The organism is Mycobacterium sp. ML4, from assembly GCF_054515735.1.
The window spans coordinates 178,286-202,539 of sequence record NZ_JBTNSY010000009.1; the positions used below are offsets into that span (position 1 = coordinate 178,286).

General features: G+C 66.6%; 18 protein-coding genes. 12 read left to right on the forward strand and 6 right to left on the reverse strand.

Features of this window, described 5'->3' with window-relative positions:
• Positions 1–74: 74 nt before the first annotated feature.
• The 3 genes from ACX9NE_RS12610 to ACX9NE_RS12620 all read right to left on the reverse strand — a co-directional run bounded on the left by ACX9NE_RS12610 (position 75) and on the right by ACX9NE_RS12620 (position 4,984).
• Positions 75–1,898 carry a PE family protein gene (locus ACX9NE_RS12610; RefSeq protein WP_459363505.1) on the reverse strand — a complete coding sequence of 608 codons (1,824 nt, stop codon included), beginning with the start codon at positions 1,896–1,898 and terminating at the stop codon, positions 75–77.
• Positions 1,899–1,934: 36 nt separating this feature from the next.
• Positions 1,935–3,764 (reverse strand): acyl-CoA dehydrogenase, encoded by a 1,830-nt coding sequence (locus tag ACX9NE_RS12615; RefSeq protein WP_459363525.1) that lies wholly within the window; start codon positions 3,762–3,764, stop codon positions 1,935–1,937.
• Between the two features lie 110 nt (positions 3,765–3,874).
• Positions 3,875–4,984, reverse strand: a complete 1,110-nt coding sequence (locus tag ACX9NE_RS12620) for a PE family protein (RefSeq protein ID WP_459363506.1) — start codon at positions 4,982–4,984, stop codon at positions 3,875–3,877.
• A gap of 318 nt (positions 4,985–5,302) precedes the next feature.
• On the opposite strand from ACX9NE_RS12620, the gene ACX9NE_RS12625 reads away from it, so the two are divergent.
• The 6 genes from ACX9NE_RS12625 to ACX9NE_RS12650 all read left to right on the forward strand — a co-directional run bounded on the left by ACX9NE_RS12625 (position 5,303) and on the right by ACX9NE_RS12650 (position 12,408).
• A complete protein-coding gene (locus ACX9NE_RS12625) occupies positions 5,303–7,270 on the forward strand; it encodes a heavy metal translocating P-type ATPase (RefSeq protein ID WP_459363507.1) in 1,968 nt (655 codons plus the stop codon).
• 17 nt (positions 7,271–7,287) lie between these two features.
• Entirely contained in the window at positions 7,288–7,647 is a 360-nt protein-coding gene (locus ACX9NE_RS12630) for a thioredoxin family protein (RefSeq protein ID WP_459363508.1), read from the forward strand.
• Between the two features lie 42 nt (positions 7,648–7,689).
• Positions 7,690–8,034 carry a thioredoxin gene (trxA, locus tag ACX9NE_RS12635; RefSeq protein ID WP_459363509.1) on the forward strand — a complete coding sequence of 115 codons (345 nt, stop codon included), beginning with the start codon at positions 7,690–7,692 and terminating at the stop codon, positions 8,032–8,034.
• 37 nt (positions 8,035–8,071) lie between these two features.
• Complete coding sequence (locus ACX9NE_RS12640) at positions 8,072–8,899, forward strand: enoyl-CoA hydratase (RefSeq protein ID WP_459363526.1); 828 nt, start codon at positions 8,072–8,074, stop codon at positions 8,897–8,899.
• Between the two features lie 21 nt (positions 8,900–8,920).
• Entirely contained in the window at positions 8,921–10,558 is a 1,638-nt protein-coding gene (locus ACX9NE_RS12645; RefSeq protein WP_459363510.1) for an ABC-F family ATP-binding cassette domain-containing protein, read from the forward strand.
• A gap of 203 nt (positions 10,559–10,761) precedes the next feature.
• On the forward strand, positions 10,762–12,408 hold the full coding sequence (locus ACX9NE_RS12650) for a PPE family protein (RefSeq protein WP_459363511.1): 1,647 nt from the start codon (positions 10,762–10,764) through the stop codon (positions 12,406–12,408).
• Positions 12,409–12,500: 92 nt separating this feature from the next.
• Here the strand turns inward: ACX9NE_RS12650 and ACX9NE_RS12655 are convergent, their stop codons facing one another.
• On the reverse strand, positions 12,501–13,079 hold the full coding sequence (locus ACX9NE_RS12655) for a TetR/AcrR family transcriptional regulator (RefSeq protein ID WP_459363512.1): 579 nt from the start codon (positions 13,077–13,079) through the stop codon (positions 12,501–12,503).
• Between the two features lie 20 nt (positions 13,080–13,099).
• Positions 13,100–15,919 (reverse strand): aconitate hydratase, encoded by a 2,820-nt coding sequence (locus tag ACX9NE_RS12660; RefSeq protein WP_459363513.1) that lies wholly within the window; start codon positions 15,917–15,919, stop codon positions 13,100–13,102.
• Positions 15,920–16,381: 462 nt separating this feature from the next.
• Between ACX9NE_RS12660 and ACX9NE_RS12665 the strand changes: the two genes are divergently transcribed.
• From ACX9NE_RS12665 to ACX9NE_RS12690, 6 genes are all read left to right on the forward strand, one after another.
• On the forward strand, positions 16,382–16,951 hold the full coding sequence (locus ACX9NE_RS12665; RefSeq protein WP_459364705.1) for an Rv1476 family membrane protein: 570 nt from the start codon (positions 16,382–16,384) through the stop codon (positions 16,949–16,951).
• A 242-nt stretch (positions 16,952–17,193) separates the two neighbouring features.
• A complete protein-coding gene (gene ripA, locus ACX9NE_RS12670) occupies positions 17,194–18,606 on the forward strand; it encodes an NlpC/P60 family peptidoglycan endopeptidase RipA (protein ID WP_459364704.1) in 1,413 nt (470 codons plus the stop codon).
• A 9-nt stretch (positions 18,607–18,615) separates the two neighbouring features.
• A complete protein-coding gene (gene ripB, locus ACX9NE_RS12675) occupies positions 18,616–19,338 on the forward strand; it encodes an NlpC/P60 family peptidoglycan endopeptidase RipB (RefSeq protein ID WP_459364703.1) in 723 nt (240 codons plus the stop codon).
• Between the two features lie 151 nt (positions 19,339–19,489).
• Positions 19,490–20,602 carry a chaperone MoxR1 gene (gene moxR1, locus ACX9NE_RS12680; RefSeq protein WP_459364702.1) on the forward strand — a complete coding sequence of 371 codons (1,113 nt, stop codon included), beginning with the start codon at positions 19,490–19,492 and terminating at the stop codon, positions 20,600–20,602.
• A 44-nt stretch (positions 20,603–20,646) separates the two neighbouring features.
• On the forward strand, positions 20,647–21,558 hold the full coding sequence (locus ACX9NE_RS12685; protein ID WP_459364709.1) for a DUF58 domain-containing protein: 912 nt from the start codon (positions 20,647–20,649) through the stop codon (positions 21,556–21,558).
• Positions 21,559–21,586: 28 nt separating this feature from the next.
• Positions 21,587–22,594 carry a VWA domain-containing protein gene (locus ACX9NE_RS12690; RefSeq protein ID WP_459364701.1) on the forward strand — a complete coding sequence of 336 codons (1,008 nt, stop codon included), beginning with the start codon at positions 21,587–21,589 and terminating at the stop codon, positions 22,592–22,594.
• Between the two features lie 18 nt (positions 22,595–22,612).
• Here the strand turns inward: ACX9NE_RS12690 and ACX9NE_RS12695 are convergent, their stop codons facing one another.
• On the reverse strand, positions 22,613–24,238 hold the full coding sequence (locus tag ACX9NE_RS12695; protein ID WP_459364708.1) for an Nramp family divalent metal transporter: 1,626 nt from the start codon (positions 24,236–24,238) through the stop codon (positions 22,613–22,615).
• Positions 24,239–24,254: the final 16 nt, after the last annotated feature.

Sequence of the window (24,254 nt, forward strand, 5' to 3'; positions counted from 1 at the left end):
CCGAGACGGTCGCCGTCTGCGACGCTCCGGCGAATTCCGCGGTGACAGTTCCGCTTTGCGTCGTGATCAGCTGCTTACGGCGTGCCGTTGGCCCCGTCCGTGCCGAACAGCTGCCCGCCCGCGCCGCCGACGCCGCCAGGCCCGTCCGCGCCGTCGATCAATGCACCTGTCCCGCCGGCGCCGCCGTGCCCGCCAGTCCCGCCGTTGCCGATCAGCCGGCTGTTGCCGCCGCTGCCGCCCGCCCCGCCGGCCCCGCCCAAATCGAAGCCATCGCTACCCGCTCCGCCGGCCCCTCCGGCGCCGCCGGAGCCGTACCACCAGCCGCCGTTACCGCCGGCCCCGCCGTTGCCCCCCACCCCGCCAATGGGGCCAAAGAAACGCCCGGGGCCACCAAGCCCGCCGACGCCGCCGTTGCCGATCAGTCCGGCGTCGCCACCCACGCCACCCGCCCCGCCGGTGCCGGAACCGCCGTTACCGCCGCCGCCGCCTTGCCCACCGGCGCCGCCATCACCGAGCAGCAGGGCGCGGCCGCCGGCGCCGCCGGCTCCCCCGGTGCCGCCCTCGCTGCCGTTGGCCGCACCGCCGGTGCCGGTGCCGGTGCCACCCACGCCCCCGACCCCGCCGGTTGCACCGGCACCGTACAGCCACCCGCCGGTACCACCGGTGCCGCCGGACCCGCCGGACCCGCCGTAGCCGACCGCCGTGGCTCCGCCAACCCCCTTGCCGGTGCCGCCCTTGCCGCCGGCGCCGGCACCGGCGCCCTGGCCGATCAGCCCGGCGTTGCCTCCGGCCCCGCCGGCTCCGCCGGCCCCGCCGACCCCGGTGCCGGCGCCTGTGCCGTCACCGCCGCCTCCGCCATCTCCGCCCGCGGCGCCGGCGCCGTACAGCCAGCCGCCGTGGCCGCCGTTCCCGCCGCCGCCGCCGGCCCCGCCCACGGCGCCGGCGTTGATACTGGTGGCGTCTGCCGTCGCACCGGCCCCCCCGCGTCCGCCGACCGCACCGTTGCCGATCAGCCCGGCGTTGCCGCCGGCTCCACCGGCGCCACCGGCTCCGCCCGCCAAGTCGCCGCTGGATGCTCCACCGTCTCCGCCGGCCGCGCCGACACCACCGCTGCCGTACAGCCACCCACCGTTACCGCCGGAGCCGCCGGCTCCGCCGGTGCCGCTGGCCGAGCCCGCGCCACCAGTCCCACCAGCACCGCCCATGCCGATCAGCCCGGCCTGGCCGCCCGCCCCACCCGCTCCGCCGGGCGCGCCGGTGCTGACGGGGCCGGCGCTGCCGTTGCCGCCCGCGCCGCCCGAGCCGTAGAGCAGCCCACCGTTGCCGCCCCTTCCACCGGCCTGACCTATCTGTCCGGTGACAGCGGTTCCGCCGTCGCCACCCCTGCCGCCATTTCCAATCAAGCCCGCCTCACCACCGGACCCCCCGGGCCGACCGGTCCCGCCCGACCCGCCGTCTCCGCCGTTGCCGTACAGCAGACCTCCTGGTCCGCCAGGCAGGCCGCTTCCCGCCGGAGCGTTCGCGCCGTTGCCGATCAGCGGACGGCCCAAGAGAGCTTGAGTGGGTGCGTTGACCGCATCGAGCAGTTGCTGCTCCGCGACCTGCAGCGGCGAGACGTTAGCCGCCTCGGCGGCGGCGTACCACGTGCCGGCGGTGTTCAACAACCGCTCGAACTGTTGGTGAAACACTGCCGCCTGCGCGCTGAACGCCTGATAGGCCTGGGCGTGGCCGGAGAAAAGGGCCGCGATCGCCGCCGACACCTCGTCAGCACCCGCCGCCAGCACCCCGGTGGTGGAAGCCGCCGCCGCGGCGTTGGCCGTCGTTATCGCCGAACCGATGCCGGTCAAGTTCGTCGCCGTCGCCGTCAGCGCGTCCGGCACTGCCGTCACATAAGGCATAGCTGCTACCTCCGTGCCATTTCAGCGCCGGGAGTCTCAGAACACGTCTTCGGAAACGCGCATGATGTCGTCGTCGATGTTCTCCAGGACGGCACGCATCCCGGACAGCTTCGGCAGCATGTTCTTGGCGAAGAACGCCGAGACCGCCACCTTCCCCTGATAAAAGGCCTTGTCCTGCGCCGACGGTTCGCCCGCCAGCGCGGCTGCGGCCACGTTCGCCTGCACCAGCAGTTGCCAGCCGATCAGCAGATCGCCGACGGCGAGCAGGTACCGCACCGACCCGAGGCCGACTTTGTAGATGTCAGTGGAATGTTGAGCCGCCGACATCAGATATCCCATCAACGCACCCGTCATGCCGGTGACGTCTTCGACCGCAGCCTGCAGCAACTCGGCGTGGTCCTTCAACGATTCCGTGGTGGTTTCGATGGTCTTGTTGATCTGAGTCGTCACGTGCTGAAATGCCTGGCCGTGGTCGCGCACAATCTTGCGGAAGAAGAAGTCCATCGCCTGGATCGCGGTGGTGCCCTCATAGAGCGAATCGATCTTGGAATCGCGGATGTACTGCTCGATCGGGTAGTCCGTCAGAAAGCCCGAACCGCCCAGCGTCTGCAGCGACTCGGTCAGCACCTCATACGCCCGCTCGGAGCCCACGCCCTTGACGATGGGCAGCAGCAAATCGTCGACACGGTGCGCCAGGTCGTGGTCGGCACCTGAAACATGCTGTGCCACAACATCGTCCTGATGTGCGGCGGCGTACAGGTACAGTGCCCGCAGCCCCTCGGCGTAGGCCTTCTGGGTCATCAAGCTGCGACGCACATCTGGATGGTGCATGATCGTGACCCGCGGCGCGGTCTTGTCCGTCATCTGGGTGAGGTCGGCACCCTGCACCCGTTCCTTGGCATAGGCGAGTGCGTTGAGGTACCCGGTGGACAAGGTTCCCGTGGACTTGACCCCAATCGTCATGCGCGCGTTCTCGATTACGGTGAACATCTGCGCGATCCCGTTATGGACTCCGCCCACCAGATACCCGACCGCCGGCACGTCGGTGGCACCGAAGGTCAACTCGCAGGTGGGGGAGGACTTCAGGCCCATCTTGTGTTCCAGCCCGGTGACGTAAACCCCATTGCGCGCACCGAGTTCCCCGGTGTCCGGGTCGAAAAGGAAGTTCGGGACGTAGAACAGGCTCAACCCTTTGGTGCCGGGACCGGCGCCCTCGGGCCGGGCCAGCACCAGGTGGAAAATGTTCTCGGTGGTCTCGCCGACGTCGCCGCCGGAGATGAACCGCTTGACGCCCTCGATATGCCAAGTGCCGTCGGGTTGTTCGATCGCCTTGGCGCGGCCGGCGCCCACATCAGAGCCGGCGTCGGGCTCGGTGAGCACCATCGTGGCCTGCCAGCCGCGCTCGATTCCCATTGCGGCCCAACGCTTCTGCTCATCGTTGCCCTCGACGAACAACGACTGTGCCATCACCGGACCCAGGTTGAAGAAGCAGACCGACGGGTTGGCGCAGTAGATCATCTCGTTGACCGCCCAGGTGAGCGGTGGGGGCGCGGCCATGCCGCCGATCTCCTCGGCCAGGCCCAGCCGCCACCATTCGGCGTCTTTGATCGCCTGCACCGTTTTGACCAGTTCCGGTGCGACGCTGATGGTGTGGGTCGCCGGGTCGAACACCGGCGGGTTGCGGTCGGCGAACGCGAAGGACTCGGCTACCGGGCCTTCGGCCAGCCGGGCGGCCTCCGACAGGATCGTACGCACGGTGTCCTCGTCGAGGTCGGCGTACTTTCCGCTGCCCAGAACGGCGCTGATGTCAAGAACCTCGAACAGGTTGAACTCGAGGTCGCGCACGTTGGCGATGTAATGCCCCAATGTGGTTCCTTCCACTCAGACTGATCGGCCCGATGATCGGGCACAGTCTTGCTGCTGGGGGAAAACGTACGCAACCGTAACCAGCGGGAGGAGGCAGTGACCTGCTGCGGTTACGTGCCGTTCAGGCCGCGTTGACCGAACAGCAGCCCGCCTCTGCCGCCGATGCCCGGCGTGCCGAGCGCCCCGCCGCCGCCGCCGGCTCCGCCGTTGCCGATCAGGAGGGCATTGCCCCCGTTACCGCCGCGGCTACCCGCCAGCCCGCCCGCGTGGCCGCCGTCTCCACCGCCGAAGAACAAGCCGCCGTCGCCGCCGTCACCCCCGTTGGCGTTGCTGAATCCGGCGCCGCCGAAGCCGGCGCTGCCGAACAGAAGTCCGGCCTGGCCGCCGTTGCCGGCGGTCGCCGCGGAAAGGGCGTCTCCGCCGTTGCCGCCGGCACCGAATAGGTACGCCCTGCCGCCGGCACCACCGCCGCCGAGGAAGCTGGTGCCACCGCTGCCGCCATTGCCGTAGAAAATCCCGCCGTTGCCGCCGGCGCCGCCAATGCCGCCACCGTTGGCACTATTGCCACCGGTGCCGCCGTTGCCGAGCAGGAAGGCCGTGCCGCCCGCGCCACCGGGGGCATTGCCTCCGCTGTTGCCGCCGCCGCCGGCGTTGCCGAACAGCCAGCCGCCGGCGCCGCCGGCCCCGCCCGCCCCGCCGGCCCCGCCGCTACCGCCTGCGCCGCCGTTACCGAGCAGGCCCGCCGACCCGCCATTGCCGCCGGCAACACCCGCGACGGCCGTTGAGAATCCCCTGCCGCCGTCGCCGATCAGAAGGCCGCCGGCCTGACCGTTGGGGTTGGCCGCGGTCCCGTCGGCGCCGTTGCCGATCAGCGGCCGGCCCAGCAGCGCGTTGGTGGGTGCGTTGATCAAGTCGGCGATCGGCTGCAAAGGACCGAAGTTCGTCGCCTCCGCGAGGGCGTACTGCTGCGCCCCGCCGGCCATGAGTTGCACGAATTGCTGGTGGAACGCGGTCGCGCCGGTGCTCAGCGTCTGATACGCCTGAGCGTGCGCGCCGAAGACCGCTGCGACCGCGGCGGACACTTCGTCGGCCCCTGCGGCCGTGACGGCCATGGTCTGTGCGGCCGCCGCCTTATTGGCGTCGCTGATCGCCGAGCCGACGCGGGCCAGATTGCCTGCGGCTTGCGACACGAAATCGGTGTTAGCGACCACATAAGACATCTCGCACCTCCACTGCCATGAGCCGGCGACCAGAGAATCGTATCGCGATTCGGCAGAGGTGAATCGTTTTCCGACGTCTTTCTCAATCCAATTTCGAGCCGAATTTGAATGGTCCGCCAAAAGAATTCGCTCATTGTCCGCAGCGGGCGCGCGCAGCCCCGCAATCCCGCCTCCCGAGGCGTCGCCATGTTCCGTATACCGAAGTGCGATAAGCCAATTCAATGACAGAACGGAACCAAACCGAGACCTTCGGCAGGGCCTGTCTCAATACACTCGGTGCATCCTGACGCACTTCCACTTTCCTGTGAGGCCGCCCGAATGACCCTGACCGCTTTCGGAGTGACTGCTCCCGAGGCGTCCTTCGACCGCGTGCCCGCCGCCGCTGCGCGCCGCCTGAGCTGGGCTGCGGTGCTCTGGTCGGTGACGTCGGTGCGCTGGGCAACCGTCGCACTGATGCTGTTTTCGGCCGGTTTGGCGGCTCAACTCGAGGCCGCGCCGCAGCCTGTCTGGTGGGCGTTGTATCTGGCGTGCTATCTGTCCGGCGGCTGGGGCTCGGCGTGGGCAGGCGTGCGGGCGCTGCGAAACAGGACGCTCGACGTGGACCTGCTGATGATCGTCGCCGCGATCGGGGCGGTAGCGATCGGGCAGATCTTCGACGGAGCGTTGCTCATCGTGATTTTCGCGACGTCGGGTGCACTCGACGAGGTAGCGACCAAGCACACCGAGGACTCGGTCAAGGGGCTGATGGACCTGGCGCCGGATCAGGCCGTCCTCGTCGACGCAGACGGTTCCGAACGGCTGGTGCCCGCGGCCGACCTGGTGGTCGGCGACCCGGTGCTGGTGCGGCCGGGAGAACGGATACCGGCCGACGGTGTGGTGCTTTGCGGCGAGTCCGACGTCGACCAGTGTTCCATCACCGGCGAATCGATGCCGATCGCCCGATCCGCCGGCGACGAGGTCTTCGCCGGCACCGTCAACGGGTCAGGGGTGCTGCACCTCGTCGTTACCCGCGACCCCTCGCAAACCGTGGTCGCCCGGATCATCGAGTTGGTATCCGACGCTTCGGCGACCAAGGCCAAAACCCAACTGTTCATTGAGAAATTCGAACAGCGCTACTCGGTGGCCATGGTGGCCGCAACACTTGCGCTGATTGCGATTCCGTTGATGCTGGGGGCTGCGGTGCAGCCGACTCTGTTGCGCGCCATGACGTTCATGATCGTGGCCTCGCCGTGCGCGGTGGTCCTGGCCACCATGCCGCCGCTGCTCTCGGTGATCGCCAACGCGGGGCGGCACGGGATCCTGCTGAAATCCGCGGTCGTCGTCGAACACCTCGCCGATACCAGCGTCGTCGCGCTGGACAAGACGGGCACGCTGACCTGTGGGCTGCCGCGTCTGACGGTGATCGAAGCGCTGCGGCCGGACCTGGTTGACGGGTCGCGGCTGATCGAATTGGCAGCTGCCGCAGAGCAATTCAGCGAACATCCGCTGGGCAGGGCGATCGCGGCCGAAGCCCGGCGGCGCGGTGTCGCCATTCCCGCCGCGGAGGACTTCCGCGCGGTGCCGGGCCACGGCGTGCGCGCCTGCGTCGGTCGCGATTTCGTCGAGGTCTGCAGTCCGCGCAGTTTCCGCGGGATCCCGCCGGCCGAACTGGCGCCGATCCTCGATGCCGGTGCCACGGCCGCCGTCGTCGTGGTCAACGGGGTGGCCGTCGGGCTACTCGGAATGACCGATCAGATCCGCTCGGACGCGGCGGAATTCGTTGCGGCTCTGACGGCACTCACGGCGGTGCCTCCGGTACTTCTGACCGGTGACAACGCGCGCGCCGCCCGGCTCGTTGCCCGCGACACCGGAATCTCCGACGTGCGTGCCACCTTGCTGCCCGAGCAGAAGGTTGAGGCGGTACGCCAGCTGCAGGCCGCGGGTCACCGGGTGCTGGTCGTCGGCGACGGCGTCAACGACGCTCCCGCGATGGCCGCCGCGTGCACATCGATGGCCATGGGCGCCGGCTCGGACCTCACGCTGCAGACCGCCGATGCCGTGACGGTCCGTGACGAACTGCACACCATCCCCACCATCATCGGTCTGGCCCGGCAGGCCCGCCGCGTGGTGACCGTCAACCTCGCCCTGGCGGGCAGCTTCATCACGGTACTGGTGCTGTGGGATCTGTTCGGGCAACTGCCCCTCCCCCTGGGAGTGGCCGGCCACGAAGGATCCACACTGTTGGTGGCGCTCAACGGCATGCGTCTGCTCAGCAACCGAACCTGGCGAGCCGCCGCCTCGCGTTGACGTACTCTCTATTGCTGATGGGAGACGCCACGACCAGGGATCTGACGGCCGCCGACTTCCGGCAGGCGGTCAGGGGCAATGACAATGTGTTCGTCTACTTCTGGTCGCCGCTCTGTGCGCCGTGTGAGGTCTTCGCTCCCACATACCACGCGTCGGCCCGGAATTGCCCGGACATCGTGCACGCCAGAGTGAACTTCGACACTGAGAAGGACTTGGTCGAGACGGCCAAAGTGACGTTGTTGCCCACCCTGATGGCCTTCAAGAAGGGCAAGCTGGTGTTCAAGCAGGCGGGCCTCGCCAACCCCGGGATCATGGCCGAACTGGCGAGGCAACTGCGCGCATACCGGGATCCCACGGCGAAACCAGGCCTGCTCTGAACGACTGGGAACAAGCACCGCGACGTCGGCGTTAGGGCAGACGTGACTACCCAAGACCTCACCGCCGCGCAGTTCAACGAAACCGTCAACGGTAACGACATGGTGCTCGTTGACTTCTGGGCCTCCTGGTGCGGCCCATGTCGCGCGTTTGCGCCGACCTTCAAGGCTGCTTCGGAAAACCATCCTGACGTGGTGTTCGCCAAGGTGGACACCGAGGCCGAACAGGAGTTGGCCGCAGCGGCCCAGATCCGGTCCATCCCCACGCTGATGGCTTTCAAGAAGGGCAAGCTGCTGTTCAACCAGGCCGGGGCGCTGCCTCCGGCGGCGCTGGAGGACCTGGTACAGCAACTCAAGGCGTATGACGTCGACGAGGTGACCGAAGTCTGACCCGCGCCCGAGCGACGTTCAGGGGTTCAGGGCAGGTCTGCGCTACCGTTTCCGGGTGAGTTTGGTCCTTCTGGAATACCCGCGGCCCGAAATTGCTCTGATCACGCTGAACCGTCCCGAGCGGATGAACTCGATGGCGTTCGACGTCATGGTGCCGCTCAAGGAGGCGCTCGATGAGGTCAATGTGGACAATTCGGTGCGAGTGGTGGTCCTCACCGGGGCAGGACGTGGTTTCTCCTCCGGCGCCGACCACAAATCGGCGGGGACCGTGCCGCATGTCGAAGGCCTCACCCGGCCGACCTACGCGTTGCGGTCAATGGAACTGCTCGACGAAATCATCCTCAAGCTGCGACGGCTGCATCAGCCGGTGATCGCGGCGGTCAACGGCGCGGCGATCGGCGGAGGCTTGTGCCTGGCGCTGGCCGCGGACGTCCGAGTGGCTTCCACCAGCGCCTATTTCCGGGCCGCCGGCATCAACAACGGGCTCACGGCCAGCGAACTGGGTCTGAGCTACCTGCTGCCCCGGTCCATCGGGTCGTCGCGGGCCTTTGAGATCATGTTGACCGGCCGCGACGTCAGCGCCGAGGAGGCCGAGCGGATCGGGCTGGTGTCGTGTCAGGTACCGGGACCGCAGCTGCTGGACACCTGTTATGCGATCGCCGCCCGCATGGCGGCCTTCTCGCGCCCGGGAATCGAGTTGACCAAACGCACGCTATGGAGTGGACTGGACGCAGGCAGCCTCGAGGGACACATGCAGGCCGAAGGCCTCGGACAGCTTTTCGTCCGTCTGCTCACCTCCAACTTCGAAGAAGCGGTCGCCGCACGCGCAGAGAAGCGCCCGGCGGTTTTCACCGACGACAAGTAGCGCCACACTGAAGGAGCGAATGTGATCACGGCTACGGACCTCGAGGTCCGCGCTGGTGCGCGCATCCTGCTCTCACCCGATGGCCCTGACCTGCGGGTGCAGCCCGGCGACCGGATCGGGCTGGTCGGGCGCAACGGCGCCGGCAAGACGACGACCATGAGGATCCTGGCCGGGGAGGGCCAGCCCTATGCGGGTTCGGTCAGCCGCAAGGGCGAAATCGGTTATCTGCCACAGGATCCCAAGGAAGGCGACCTCGAGGTACTGGCGCGCGACCGGGTGCTGTCGGCCCGCGGGCTGGACGTGCTGCTCACCGATCTGGAAAAACAGCAGGCCCTGATGGCCGAGGTCGCCGACGACGATGCCCGCGACCGTGCCATCCGCCGCTACGGCCAACTGGAGGAGCGGTTCGTGGCGCTCGGCGGCTACGGCGCCGAGAGCGAGGCGGGCCGCATCTGCGCCAGCCTCGGGCTGCCCGACCGGGTTCTCACCCAACAGCTGCGCACCCTGTCCGGCGGCCAGCGCCGCCGGGTCGAACTCGCGCGCATCCTGTTCGCGGCATCGGAGGGCGGAGCGGGGGCCTCAGGATCCAACACCACGCTGCTGCTGGACGAGCCGACCAACCACCTCGACGCGGATTCCGTGGGTTGGCTGCGGGATTTCCTGCGGTCTCACTCCGGTGGGCTGGTCATCATCAGCCACAACGTCGAGCTGCTCGCCGACGTGGTCAACCGGGTGTGGTTCCTCGACGCGGTACGGGGCGAAATCGACGTCTACAACATGACCTGGCAGAAGTACCTCGATGCGCGCGCCACCGACGAACAGCGCCGGCGCCGGGAACGCGCGAACGCCGAGCGCAAGGCCGCAGCGTTGCGCAACCAGGCGGCGAAGTTGGGTGCCAAGGCCACCAAAGCCGTTGCGGCGCAGAACATGTTGCGTCGAGCCGACCGGATGATGGCGGCGCTCGACGAAGAACGCGTCGCCGACAAGGTGGCCCGCATCAAGTTCCCCACCCCGGCTCCGTGTGGGCGGACGCCGTTGGTGGCCAAGGGGCTGAGCAGAACGTACGGGTCTCTCGAGGTGTTCACCGGGCTCGATCTGGCCATCGACCGCGGCTCGCGGGTGGTGGTGCTCGGACTCAACGGCGCCGGCAAGACCACGCTGCTCCGCCTGCTGGCGGGCGTCGAGACCCCCGACACCGGCGGCCTGCAACCCGGACACGGTCTGCGGATCGGCTATTTCGCCCAGGAGCACGACACCCTCGACAACGACGCGACCGTCTGGCAGAACATCCGGCACGCCGCACCCGAATCCGGCGAACAGGACCTGCGTGGCCTGCTCGGCGCCTTTATGTTCACCGGGCCGCAACTCGACCAGCCCGCCGGCACACTGTCCGGCGGTGAGAAGACCAGACTGGCGCTGGCCGGCCTGGTCGCCTCGACCGCCAACGTGCTGCTGCTCGATGAGCCGACCAACAACCTCGACCCCGCCTCGCGCGAACAGGTGCTCGACGCGCTGCGCAGCTACCAGGGCGCGGTGGTGTTGGTGACGCACGATCCGGGTGCGGCCGAGGCGCTGGACCCGCAGCGCGTCGTGCTGTTGCCCGACGGCACCGAGGACTACTGGTCAGAGGAATACCGGGACCTGATCGAGCTGGCCTGATTTCTATCAAAACGACCCGCCGCCGGCAGCGGGTTTCTAGGCTGAATGCCTAGGATTGTGACGGTCCTGGAGGCCCCGGTGCGACGGTTGAATCAGACTTGCGAGTCGGGAACCACGATGCTGCGCCGCGGCTGCCCGCGTCATCATGCTCGGCCACGGCAATGTGCCACGGGTGGGTCACGTCTGCTGCTTGGAGGTCAACCATGGTTAATTTCGCAGCGTTAGCGCCGGAAATCAATTCCTTGCTGATGTTCACCGGTGCGGGTTCGGCGCCGATGCTGGATGCCGCGGCGGCCTGGGATGGGTTGGCGGTGGAGCTGGGCGCGGCGGCGTCGTCGTTCTCGGCGGTGATCTCGGAGTTGGCGGGTCAGGCGTGGCAGGGTCCGGCGGCGGCGGCGATGGCGGCTGCAGCCGTCCCGTATGCGGGATTCCTGACGACGGCATCGGCGCAAGCTCAGGGGGCGGCCGGGCAGGCAAAGGCGGTTGCCGGCATGTTTGAGGCGGCGCACGCGGCTGTAGTTCATCCGTTGCAAGTGGCGGCCAACCGCAGTGCGTTTGTGCGGTTGATTCGGTCGAATTGGTTGGGGCTCAACGCACCCGCGATCATGGCCACGGAGAGCCGGTACGAGCAGATGTGGGCTCAGGATGTGGCGGCGATGCTTGGCTATCACGCCGGTGTGTCGTCGGCGGCGGCGCACCTGCCGTTGCCGGCCGCCTTGCAGCAGTTCCTCAACAGCCTGCCCAACCTGGGCGTCGGCAACAAGGGCAACGCCAATCTGGGCAGCGGCAACACGGGTAACGGCAACGTCGGTGACGGTAACCGCGGCGGCTCCAACGTGGGTGGTGGCAACGTCGGTGACCGGAACATTGGCAGCGGCAACCGCGGCGGCGACAACGTCGGATTCGGAAACTTCCGCAACGGCAATGTCGGCTTCGGAAACACCGGAACCGGTCCCGTTGGCCTGAATCCGGGCCACAACGTCGGGGCGGGTAATACGGGAAACTACAACTGGGGCTTCGGTAACACCGGCACCGCCAACACCGGCGGCGGGAACACCGGCAACGGAAACATGGGTGGGGGCAACACCGGCAATAATAACTTCGGCTTCGGCAACACCGGCAACGACAACATCGGGATCGGGCTGACCGGCAACAACCAGGTGGGCATCAACCTTGCTGGGCTGTTGAACTCGGGCAGCGGCAACATCGGCATCGGGAACTCGGGCACCAATAACATCGGCTTCTTCAACTCGGGCAGAGGAAACGTCGGCTTCTTCAGCACTGGCACCAATACCGTTGAGCCCGGCCACCTCAACGGCTTCGGCTTCGGGAACTCGGGCGTCGGCAACGTCGGCTTCGGGAACTCGGGCGCGTTAAACACCGGATTCGGGAACGCTGGCGACCTGAACACCGGGTTTGCGAACAGCGGCACCCAAAACACCGGCGTCGCAAACACGGGCAGCTTCAACACGGGTTTCGACAACTCGGGCAACATCAACACCGGCAGCGGGAACTCGGGCACCACAAATACGGGCTCATGGAATTCGGGCAACGCGAATACCGGTTTCGGATTTACCACGGACAGCGGCTTGACGACATCGGGCTTCAACAACACCGGTAGCGGAGTCTCAGGCTTTTTCAACACTCCCACCGGTCCCGGCGCCGGGTTCGTATCGGGCTTCTTCAACACCGCCAGCGGCGGCAGTGCCCTCAACGGCTCAACCTCGGGCATTGGAAACATCGGCGTCCCAAGCGCATTGGCCCCTGGCGCGAGCGGCTTGACCTCGGGCTTGTTCAACATGGGCACCCTCACAACGGGGGTGTTTAGTCTCCGTCGGCTGTTGTCGTAACTGATCGGCCGCCGGCTGTGTAACGCGCGACGTGCCAGCGGCGTGTCGCGTCGTCATATTCACATTGGCCCCGTCGCGGGGGTTCGCGAAGGCTAAGGCGTAGTTCCCCGGGGCCGGCGCACCGAGTTCTCCACCAAGTCCAGCACCGCTGCCAGCCGCTGCGGATCCTCACCGGACGCCAGACGGGCAACCAGACCGTCCAGCACCAGATCCAGATAGCACTGCAACACGTCGGCCGGGACGTCGTCGCGGACCCGCCCAGCCTGCTTTTGGCGGTGCAACCGTTCGGTGGTGGCCGCCGCCAGTTCCGCCGACCGCTCGGCCCAGCCGCGGCTGAACTCCGGGTCGTGGCGCAGCTTGCGGGCGATTTCCAGCCGGGTGGCCAGCCAGTCGAATTGCTCTGGCGCGGCCAGCATGTCGCGCATCACCTGGATCAGGCCCGAGCGCGAAGCGACCTCCGCCATCCGCTGGGTGTCCTCGCGGGCAAGCGCGAAGAACAGGGCGTCCTTGTCCCGGTAGTGGTGGAAGATCGCGCCGCGCGACATCCCGATCTCTTTTTCCAGCCGTCGCACCGTGGCTTGGTCGTAGCCGTACTCGGCAAAACAGCGGCGTGCGCCGTCGAGGATCTGACGGCGCCGAGCCTCCAGATGGTCCTCGCTGACCTTCGGCACTGGCGGGCGGGGGCGATCGGTTAGCCGGACTTGCTGGACTTGAGCATGTTGCGCAGCACGTACTGCAGGATGCCGCCGTTGCGGTAGTAGTCGGCCTCGCCGGGTGTGTCGATTCGGACCACCGCGTCGAACTCGACCTTCGACCCGTCGCCCTTGGTTGCGGTCACCGTGACGGTCTTCGGCGTCTTGCCCTCGTTGAGCGCTTCGATGCCGGTGATGTCGTAGGTCTCGGTGCCGTCCAGCTGCAGCGACTTGGCCGACTCGCCGTCAGGGAACTGCAGCGGGATGACGCCCATGCCGATCAGGTTGGACCGGTGGATGCGCTCGAACGACTCGGCGATCACCGCACGCACACCCAGCAACGCGGTACCTTTGGCCGCCCAGTCCCGCGAGGAACCGGAGCCGTATTCCTTTCCGCCCAGGACCACCAACGGAATGCCTGCTGCCGCATAGTTTTGCGCTGCGTCGTAGATGAACGCCTGCGGACCGCCCTCCTGGGTGAAGTCACGGGTGTACCCACCGGAGACGTCGTCCAGCAGCTGGTTACGTAACCGGATGTTGGCGAAGGTGCCGCGGATCATCACCTCGTGGTTGCCGCGTCGCGAACCGAAGGAGTTGTAGTCCTTGCGTTGGACACCGTGTGCGTCGAGGTACTGCGCGGCCGGGGTGCCCGGCTTGATGCTGCTCGCCGGCGAGATGTGGTCGGTGGTCACCGAATCGCCGAGCAGCGCCAGCACCCGCGCCGCGCTGATGTCCTTGACCGGCTCCGGCTCGGCGGACATCCCGTCGAAGTACGGCGGCTTGCGCACGTAAGTCGAATTCTCGTCCCACTCAAAGGTATTACCGCTTGGGGTGGGCAGATTCTGCCAGCGCTCATCACCCTTGAACACGTCGGCATAGTTCTTGACGAACATCTCCTGGCTGATCGCCGAGGCGATGGTGTCGGAGACGTCCTTTTGCGACGGCCAAATGTCTTTGAGGAAGACGTCGTTGCCTTCCTTATCGGTGCCGAGCGCCTGAGTTTCAAAGTCGAAGTCCATCGACCCGGCCAGCGCGTACGCGACCACCAAAGGCGGCGACGCCAGGTAGTTCATCTTGACGTCGGGGTTGATGCGGCCCTCGAAGTTCCGGTTGCCGGACAGCACGGCCGACACCGAGAGGTCGTTGTCGTTGATCGCCTTCGAGATCTCGTCGGGCAGCGGGCCCGAGTTGCCGATGCACGTGGTGCAGCCGTAGCCGACAAGGTAGAAGCCGAGCTTCTCCAGATACGGCCAGAGGCCGGCTTTTTCGTAGTAGTCATTGACCACCTGTGAGCCCGGCGCCAGCGTGGTCTTCACCCACGGCTTGGATGCCAGTCCTTTGTCGACGGCGTTGCGGGCCAGCAGCGCCGCGCCCAGCATCACCTCGGGGTTGGAGGTGTTGGTGCACGACGTGATCGCGGCGATCACCACCGCGCCGTGGTCGAGCACGAAATCGCCGTACTCCTCGGATTTCACCTCTACCGGGTTGCTCACCCGTCCCGTCGCATGCACGGCGGCCGACTGCAGGACAGGGCGGTCGTCGGCGTGACCATTGGCGACCTGGCCCGGGTCGCTGGCCGGGAACGTCTCGTCGAGCTCCTGGTCCAACTTTGAGTACTCTTGCTTGCCGGGGTCGTCGCCGACGTAGCTGGGAATGGTCTTGCGGAAGGTGGACTTGGCTTCGGCCAACGCAATCCGGTCCTGCGGACGCTTCGGGCCCGCGATCGACGGCACCACCTCGGACAGGTCGAGCTCCAGGTACTCGGAGAACTTCGGTTCGTGCTCGGGGTCGTGCCACATTCCTTGCTCTTTGGCGTACGCCTCCACCAAGGCGAGCTGCTCCTGGCTGCGACCGGTGAACTTCAGGTAGTCGATCGTCTCTTCGTCTATCGGGAAAATTGCTGCGGTGGAACCGAATTCGGGGCTCATGTTGCCCAGGGTGGCTCGGTTGGCCAGTGGCACCTCGGCCACGCCCTTGCCGTAGAACTCGACGAACTTGCCGACCACGCCGTGCTTGCGCAGCATCTCGGTGACGGTCAGCACGACGTCGGTAGCGGTAACACCCGCCTTGATCTCGCCGGTCAGCTTGAAGCCGACCACGCGGGGGATCAGCATCGACACCGGCTGGCCGAGCATGGCGGCCTCGGCTTCGATGCCACCCACGCCCCAGCCCAGAACGCCCAGGCCGTTCACCATCGTGGTGTGCGAGTCGGTCCCCACACAGGTGTCGGGATAGGCCACACCGTCGCGGGTCATCACCACATGCGCCAGGTACTCGATGTTGACCTGATGCACGATGCCGGTGCCCGGCGGAACCACCTTGAAGTCGTCGAATGCGCCCTGTCCCCAGCGCAGGAACTGATAGCGCTCGCCGTTGCGCTCGTACTCGATCTCGACGTTGCGCTCGAAAGCGTCTGCCCGGCCGAACAGGTCGGCGATCACCGAGTGGTCGATCACCAGGTCGGCGGGCGCCAACGGGTTGACCTTCTCGGGGTTGCCACCCAGGTCCGCGATGGCCTCCCGCATGGTGGCCAGGTCGACGATGCAGGGCACGCCGGTGAAGTCCTGCATCACCACGCGTGCGGGCGTGTACTGGATTTCGATGCTGGGCTCTGCCTGGGGGTCCCAGTTCGCTATCGCCTCGATGTGGTCCTTGGTGATATTGGCGCCGTCCTCGTTGCGGAGCAGATTCTCGGCGAGGACTTTGAGGCTGTAGGGGAGTTTCTTGGTGCCTGCAACGGCGTCGAGGCGATAGATCTCGTAGCTGTTGTCGCCGACCTTGAGTGTGTCGCGGGCTCCGAACGAATTCTTGCTGCTCACATCAACTCCCGAAGATTAAGTTCTGCCGCCGACGGGCCGTGTCGGCGGCGCGGTGCAACTTTAACAGTACGCTTGTCCTGCAAAACGGGGGGGCCCGTTAGGTGCCAGTCTTGTCCCTCCGGGGTTCGGAGCAAAAGGGTCGTTGCCCGCTCGTGCCGTTTTCATCGAGATTGAAGCCAGGCCGGGGCGTCCGACGCGGCCGCGTTGTCGAGATTGAAGCCAGGCACGGCGTTGTCGGCGTGTCGGGTGCCTGGTGTCAATGTCGCGGGTAGTGGGGGGCGCAGCCGGCCCCGCCTCCAAGACGCCCTCCCAAACCCCCTTCGTCGAGATTGAAGCCAGGCACGGCGTTGTCGGCGTGTCGGGTGCCTGGTGTCAATGTCGCGGGTAGTGGGGAGCACAGCCGGCCCGCCTCCAAAACCCCGACGGGTACGGTGCTCCTAGCATTATGGGAGGAGCGACACCATGACCGGGCCTGAATCATTCGTCGAGCTACCGTTGCCGCAGACGATTCCGTTCCTGCCCGAATACATCCCGCAGGATGTCGACATTAACTCGATCAAGGCGCAGGTTGCCGCGGACGGCGTCGCCGCCCCGCCGAACGTCGAGCCCGGGCTGCAGGAAGTAATCAGTCAGGCCCGCGGCGACGGCATCAACTTGAAGATCGTCCTGCTTGACCACAACCCGCCCAACGACACTCCGCTGCGCGACATCGCCACGGTCGTCGGTGCCGACTACCCCAATTCCACGGTGCTGGTGCTGAGCCCCAACTATGTCGGCAGCTACAGCGGTCATTACCCGCGGGTCACCCTCGAGGCCGGTGAGGACCATTCCAAAACCGGCAATCCGGTGCAGTCCGCGCAGAATTTTCTCAATGAACTCAACACCCCTGAGTTTCCCTGGACGGCGTTGACGATTGTTTTGCTGATCGGGGTGCTGGCGGCCGCCGTCGGTACTCGCTTGATGCAACTCGGCAGCCGCGAGCCAGCAACCTCGCCAACGTCGGCGGACGCCGCACCCGCCGAAGGCAGCTAGAACATCTAACCAGCTCCGGGTCGCGGAATCGTCTCCGCGGAGCTGACGAGCCGGTCGTTGCGGCAAACCTCCCAGGTCACTGTTCGGTCACAGTAAACGCACTTCCAGAGTGCAATTTGTGACGTGCGTTTCTTTAGCGACAGCTGTGACGTACGGTGCAAATGATGCTTGTGAAGCCAATTGCGCCTTCAGCGATAACCCGCCTCGTACGTCCGAGTTAAGCCATAGGAGACCCAAGTCGCATGAGACGGAGACGCCCGGGCTCTGCTTCGCGGACCGCCGCCAGGCTGGTACGGCCGACCGTGCTCAGCGTCGCGCTACTGTTCGGCACGCCCGAGCTCGGACTGGCCAGCGCCGACCCGGCTGCCGACTCGATGGCGGTATTGATCGCCAACGTCGCCAGGGCCAGCCAGCGTCTCGAAGACCTCGCCAACGCCGTCGAAATGGAGCAGGAGGGCGTCAACAAGGCGTTGGTGGCGGTCGAGGACGCGCGCGAACAGGCCGAGGCGGCCGGCCGCGAGGTCGATGCCAGTCAGCAGTCGGTCAGGGACGCCACCGCGGCTATCGCGGCGGCGCAGCAGCGGTTCAACACCTTCGCCGCGGCTAGCTATATGAACGGACCTTCGGACGGCTTGCTGACGGCGCGTAGTCCAGAGGACATGATCGCCGCGGCGTCGGCCGCCCGGACCATGGCCACCAGTTCGCAGGCGGTGATGGCCCGGCTGCAGCGAGCCCGCACCGAACAGATCAACAAGGAATCCGTCGCCCGGCAGGCCAAACAGAAGGCCGACAAGGCCGCCGCCGACGCCAAGGCCAGCCAGGACGCCGCGGTCGCGGCCCTCAGCGACACTCGGCGCAAATTCGACGAGCAGCGCGAGGAAGTCAATCGCGCGGCCGCCGAACGGGAACAGGCCGAAGCGAAACTCCAGGCGGCCCAACTCGTCGCATGGACGCAGGCCGGCGGTCAGGGCTTACCTCCGAGCGGCATGTGGGACACCACCAACGGACCGGGCGGCGGGCGTCGCTGGGACGGCTGGGACCCCACGCTGCCGCAGGTGCCCAGCGCGAACATCCCCGGTGACCCGATCGCGGTGGTGAATCAGGTGTTGGGGTATTCGGCCACATCGGCGCAGGTCACCGCGCAGATGGGGCGCAACTTTTTGCAGCAGCTCGGCATCCTCAAGCCCAACGACACCGGGATCACCAACGCACCGACGGCTGCCTCGCCGAGCCGCATTCCCCGGGTGTACGGACGCCAGGCCTCCGAGTACGTCATCCGTCGCGGCATGTCGCAGATCGGGGTGCCCTACTCCTGGGGTGGCGGCAACGCCGCGGGTCCCAGCAAAGGAATCGACTCGGGCGCCGGCATCACCGGTTTCGACTGTTCCGGGCTGGTCCTGTATTCCTTTGCCGGAGTGGGCATCAAGTTGCCGCACTACTCGGGCTCGCAATACAACTTGGGCCGCAAGATCCCGACGTCCCAGATGCGCCGCGGCGACGTCATCTTCTACGGCCCGGGCGGTAGCCAGCACGTGACGATCTACCTCGGCGACGGCCAGATGCTCGAGGCGCCTGACATCGGTTTGAAGGTGCGAACCGCTCCCGTCCGTACCAGCGGTATGACGCCTTTCGTGGTCCGCTACATCGAGTATTAACGAGGTTTCATGCGCCACAACCGATTTCGATTCTCCTTAGCCTGGATCACCGCTTTGGTGACCGGGCTGTTGATCGCGGTGGCCCCCCCGGCACCGGCGTCGGCCGACCCGGGTGAGTGGGATCCGACGCTGCCGGCCGCGATCAGCGCGGGCGCCCCCGGCGACCCGCTCGCCGTCGCCAACGCTTCTCTGCAGGCCACCGCGCAGGCCACCCAGACCACGCTCAATCTCGGCCAGCAGTTTCTCAGCGGTCTGGGCATCAACCTGGGCGGCTCCCCAGCTCCGGCCGCCAACAACACCAGCGGCAGCCGGATCCCCCGCGCCAACGGCAGGGAGGCCATCGAGCACGTCATCCGGCGCGCGGGGTCGCAGATGGGTGTGCCGTACTCCTGGGGAGGCGGCTCGCTGGACGGCCCGAGCAAGGGCGTGGACTCCGGTGCCGGCACGGTCGGCTTCGATTGCTCGGGCCTGATGCGGTACGCCTTCGCCGGCGTCGGCGTGCTGATCCCGCGGTTCTCCGGCGACCAGTACAACGCCGGCCGGCACATCCCGCAGAACGAGGCCAGGCGCGGTGACCTGATCTTTTACGGCCCGAACGGCAGTCAGCACGTCACCATGTACCTGGGGAACGGACAGATGCTGGAGGCATCCAGTCTGGCCGGCAAAGTCACCATCAGTCCGGTCCGCAAGCCCGGCATGACGCCGTATCTGACTAGGATCATCGAGTACTGAGCCGGGTGGGGACCCTGAGAGTCGCCTAATAGCGAACCGGTGACGTCGACGGAATTCGAGACGCCTGGAATAGTTGAACGCGGGCACCTCGCTGCCCCGCGGCAGTGGTCGTGACGGCAGTCGTGTCCAAATGAGCTCTGGAGGGTTATTGATGACAACGGCAGGTGGCGGTTACCCGGGCCAGGGTGCGCATGCGGGCCCACCCACCCAGGAGGCGCCATTGAGCGGCGCGGACGGTCTGGCCGCAGAGGTGCACACCCTGGAGCGCGCCATCTTCGAGGTCAAACGAATCATCGTGGGCCAGGACCAGCTGGTGGAGCGGATGCTGGTCGGACTGCTCGCCAAGGGCCACGTGCTGCTCGAAGGTGTTCCCGGCGTCGCCAAGACCCTGGCCGTCGAGACCTTCGCGCGCGTGGTCGGCGGGACGTTCGCGCGTATTCAGTTCACCCCTGACCTGGTGCCCACCGACATCATCGGTACGCGTATCTACCGGCAGGGCAAGGAGGAGTTCGACACCGAGCTCGGTCCGGTGGTGGTCAATTTCCTGTTGGCCGACGAGATCAACCGCGCACCGGCGAAGGTTCAGTCGGCGTTGCTGGAGGTGATGGCCGAACGGCAGGTGTCGATCGGCGGCAAGAGATTCCCGTTGCCCAACCCGTTCCTGGTGATGGCGACGCAGAACCCAATTGAGCATGAGGGTGTCTACCAGCTGCCGGAGGCGCAACGGGACCGTTTCCTGTTCAAGATCAACGTCGGCTACCCCTCGCCGGAGGAGGAGCGGGAGATCATTTACCGGATGGGTGTCACGCCTCCCCAGCCCAAGCAGATCATGAACCCGGGCGACCTGCTGCGGTTGCAGGGAGTCGCGGCCAACAGCTTCGTCCACCACGCGCTGGTCGACTACGTGGTCCGTGTCGTCACCGCCACCCGGCACCCCGAACAGTTGGGCATGAACGACGTCAAGACGTGGATCGCGTTCGGTGCTTCGCCGCGTGCCTCGCTGGGCATCATCGCCGCGGCGCGGGCGCTGGGTCTGGTGCGCGGTCGCGACTACGTGATCCCGCAGGACATCATCGACGTCATTCCCGACGTGCTGCGGCACCGGTTGGTGCTTACCTACGACGCGCTGGCAGATGAGATCACCGCGGAGACCGTGATCAACCGCGTGCTGCAGACGGTCGCATTGCCGCAGGTGAATGCTGTTCCGCAGCAAGGACATTCGGTCGCACCGGTGATGCAGGGCGCCGCGGCGGGCGGTCGGTGACAGGGTCAAGTCCCGGCGCCAAGCGCCCTGTGCATCCGCCCTCGATGATGCGTGGCACCCTTGACGACCCGAAGTTGTCGGCGGCGCTGCGCACCCTCGAGCTGACCATCAGCCGCAAGCTGGACGGCATCCTGCACGGCGACCACCTGGGGCTGATCCCGGGGCCCGGCAGCGAACCGGGCGAGTCGCGGATCTACCAGCCCGGCGACGACGTGCGCCGGATGGACTGGGCGGTGACCGCGCGTACCACCCACCCGCACGTCCGGCAGATGATCGCTGACCGGGAGCTGGAAACCTGGCTGGTGGTCGACATGTCGGCCAGCCTGGACTTCGGCACCTCGGTCTGTGAGAAGCGCGACCTCGCGGTCGCGGCAGCAGCAGCCATCGCCTACCTCAATGTCGGTGGCGGAAATCGGCTCGGCGCACTGATCTCCAACGGAGAGCACATGACTCGCGTTCCGGCCCGCTCGGGCCGGGAGCACGTGCACACGTTGTTGCGCGCCATCGCGACCACGCCCAAGGCCCCGGTCGGAGTGCGCGGCGACCTGTCCGCCGCCATCGACGCGCTGCGCCGCCCGGAACGGCGTCGCGGGATGGCGGTGATCATCAGCGACTTCCTCGGGCCGATCAACTGGATGCGTCCGCTGCGGGCGATCGCGGCCCGTCACGAAGTCCTGGCCATCGAGGTCCTCGACCCCCGTGACGTGGAGCTGCCCGATATCGGCGATGTCGTGCTGCAGGACGCCGAATCCGGGGCGGTCCGCGAATTCACCATCGATGTCCAGTTGCAGACCGACTTCGCCCGTGCTGCGGCGAAGCACCGCGAGGATGTGGCCCGTACGATTCGCGGCTGTGGTGCCCCGGTGATGACATTGCGCACCGACCGCGACTGGATCGCCGACATCGTCCGATTCATCTCTTCTCGCCGGCGCGGGGCAATGGCGGGACGCCGGTGACGAATTTCTACAACATGACGGGTCTGTTATGACGTTGCCGTTGCTGGGGCCGATGTCGCTGTCCGGCTTCGCGCACTCCTGGTTCTTCCTGTTCCTGTTGTTGGTCGCCGGCCTGATAGCCCTTTATGTGGTGCTACAGCTGGCGCGGCAGCGGCGCATGCTTCGCTTCGCGAACATGGAATTGCTGGAAAGCGTTGCGCCCAAACGGCCTTCGAAGTGGCGGCACGTTCCGGCGATCCTGCTGACGGTGTCGCTGGTGCTGTTCACCATCGCGATGGCGGGGCCGACGAACGACGTCCGGATTCCGCGCAACCGCGCGGTGGTGATGCTGGTGATCGACGTGTCGCAGTCGATGCGCGCCACCGACGTCGAACCCAACCGCATGGCCGCGGCCCAGGAAGCGGCCAAGCAGTTCGCCGGCGAACTCACTCCCGGTATCAACCTGGGCCTGATCGCCTACGCGGGCACCGCGACCGTGCTGGTGCAGCCGACCACCAACCGGGAGGCGACCAAAGCCGCGCTGGACAAGTTGCAGTTCGCCGACCGTACCGCCACCGGTGAGGCCATCTTCACCGCTCTGCAGGCCATCGCTACCGTCGGTGCGGTCATCGGCGGCGGCGACACGCCTCCGCCCGCGCGCATCGTGTTGTTCTCCGACGGCAAAGAGACGATGCCGACGAATCCGGATAACCCCAAGGGTGCCTATACCGCCGCTCGCACCGCCAAGGACCAGGGCGTGCCGATCTCGACCATTTCCTTCGGCACTCCGTACGGCTTCGTCGAGATCAACGACCAGCGTCAGCCGGTGCCCGTCGACGACGAGACGATGAAGAAGGTCGCGCAGCTCTCGGGAGGAAACTCCTATAACGCCGCCACTTTGGCCGAGCTCAAGGCCGTCTACTCGTCGCTGCAGCAGCAGATCGGCTACGAGACCATCAAGGGTGACGCGAGCACGGGCTGGCTGCGGCTCGGGGCGCTGGTGTTGGCGGTCGCCGCGGTGGCGGCGCTGCTGATCAACCGTCGCTTGCCGACGTAAAACTCTGGCGCGCAGTGGTTACCGGCCGCTGAGTTGGATGGCTTTGACCACGAGCAAACCGGCGCCTACGACGAGATAGCCGCGCAGGGCCAACATCCCGAGTTTGGTGCCCGCCGACCATGTCACCGGTTCCAGGAGCGCTAATGGGGGCATCCGCCAGTGCATCTTGTCGACACTTGCCGGCAGAGGTGGCGGGGCGGCCTGGACACGCTGGCGCCGTTCCAGCCATTTGACAGCGCCGAGAGCGGCGACGATGCCGATCGCGATGATGCCCGCCAGATACTGCGAGACCGTGACCACGTCAAGATGCGGAAACAGCGTGGTGGCCATCAGGATTCCCGACAACAGCAGCAGCACCGACACGATGAAACCCGCCACGATGTTGAGCCAGCGCCGGTTCACCCACGGGCCGAGCACCTGCCGGTCGTTGCACAACAGCAGCAGAAAGACGCTGGCGCTCGGTAGCAGCAAGCCGGCCAATGCCTGCACGGCGGTGGTGATCAAGCCAAGGGGTGCGCCGGGGATCAGGACGATTGCCGCCGCGGCGGCGACCATCGCCGCATACGACAGGTAGAAGGCTCTGGCTTCCAGGAATCCGCGGTGCAGGGAGTGTTTGAGGCCGAAGACGTCGCCGAAGGCGTAACTGGTGGACAACGTGACCGCGGCGGCGCCGACGATCGATGCGTCGAGCAGCACGATCGCGAATATCGGCCCGAGCAGGCTACCGTTCCGGCCGAGCAGATCGGCCACCGCACCGGCGTCGAGGAAGTTTCCGGACTCGCCGGTGGAGCGTGCGGCCCAGTCCGCCGTCATCACCAATGCTGCCGCGCCGATTACGACGACGAACGCTCCGAGCGTGGTGTCGACCCGTTCATAGCCGATGAAGCGCGGGGTAATGCGCTTGTCGACAACGTTGGATTGCTGAAAGAACAATTGCCAGGGAGCGACGGTCGTGCCGACGATCGCAATGATCAGCAGCACCGAATCGGAGCTGAGCCCCCCTTTGATGCCGGGGATCACGAAGCCGCGCGCGGCATCTCCCCACTGCGGGTGTGACAACAGCAGCATGGGGATTTGCAGCAGGGTGATCGCAATGAATACGAACATCGCCCGCTCCCAGCGGCGGAAGCTTCCGGACGCCATGATCACCACTAAAGCGACCGCGGCGGTAGGCACCACGATGTATTTCGAGATGCCGAAATAGTTCGCCGCCAAGGAGATTCCGATGAACTCGGTGACGATAGTCAGGAAATTCAGCAAGAATAGATCGCCGACCGAAAACCAGCCCCAGCCGCGGCCGAAGCGTTCGTTGATCAACCGTGCATGTCCCACCCCGGTGACGGCGCCGAGTCGGACCACCATTTCCTGGTTGACGATGAGCACTGGAATGAGCAGCAGCAGGACCCACAGCATGCTGTAGCCATAGTTCTGGCCGGCCTGGGTGTAAGTCGCGACGCCGCCGGCATCGTTGTCGCCGACCATCACAATTATCCCGGGACCGACGATCGCCAACAGTGTGATCAGCCGGGTCTTGAGCGTGCGCCCATGCTCGGTGTCACCAAGCCGGATCCGGCCGAAGGCGCCTTCGATATCGCCCAGGTGGGCACTGTCGAGAACCGCCGAACTTTCGGGGCTAAGCTCCACCGCGCCGGGGCCGGTG

What these genes read in the sequence shown, in the direction of transcription:
- ACX9NE_RS12630 (WP_459363508.1), top strand. Translation starts at nt 7,288, where the DNA reads ATGGGAGACGCCACGACCAGGGATCTGACGGCCGCCGACTTCCGGCAG.
- ACX9NE_RS12625 (WP_459363507.1), top strand. Translation starts at nt 5,303, where the DNA reads ATGACCCTGACCGCTTTCGGAGTGACTGCTCCCGAGGCGTCCTTCGAC.
- ACX9NE_RS12620 (WP_459363506.1), bottom strand. Translation starts at nt 4,984, where the DNA reads ATGTCTTATGTGGTCGCTAACACCGATTTCGTGTCGCAAGCCGCAGGC.
- ACX9NE_RS12685 (WP_459364709.1), top strand. Translation starts at nt 20,647, where the DNA reads ATGATGCGTGGCACCCTTGACGACCCGAAGTTGTCGGCGGCGCTGCGC.
- ripA (WP_459364704.1), top strand. Translation starts at nt 17,194, where the DNA reads ATGAGACGGAGACGCCCGGGCTCTGCTTCGCGGACCGCCGCCAGGCTG.
- moxR1 (WP_459364702.1), top strand. Translation starts at nt 19,490, where the DNA reads ATGACAACGGCAGGTGGCGGTTACCCGGGCCAGGGTGCGCATGCGGGC.
- ACX9NE_RS12665 (WP_459364705.1), top strand. Translation starts at nt 16,382, where the DNA reads ATGACCGGGCCTGAATCATTCGTCGAGCTACCGTTGCCGCAGACGATT.
- ACX9NE_RS12690 (WP_459364701.1), top strand. Translation starts at nt 21,587, where the DNA reads ATGACGTTGCCGTTGCTGGGGCCGATGTCGCTGTCCGGCTTCGCGCAC.
- ripB (WP_459364703.1), top strand. Translation starts at nt 18,616, where the DNA reads ATGCGCCACAACCGATTTCGATTCTCCTTAGCCTGGATCACCGCTTTG.
- ACX9NE_RS12650 (WP_459363511.1), top strand. Translation starts at nt 10,762, where the DNA reads ATGGTTAATTTCGCAGCGTTAGCGCCGGAAATCAATTCCTTGCTGATG.
- ACX9NE_RS12610 (WP_459363505.1), bottom strand. Translation starts at nt 1,898, where the DNA reads ATGCCTTATGTGACGGCAGTGCCGGACGCGCTGACGGCGACGGCGACG.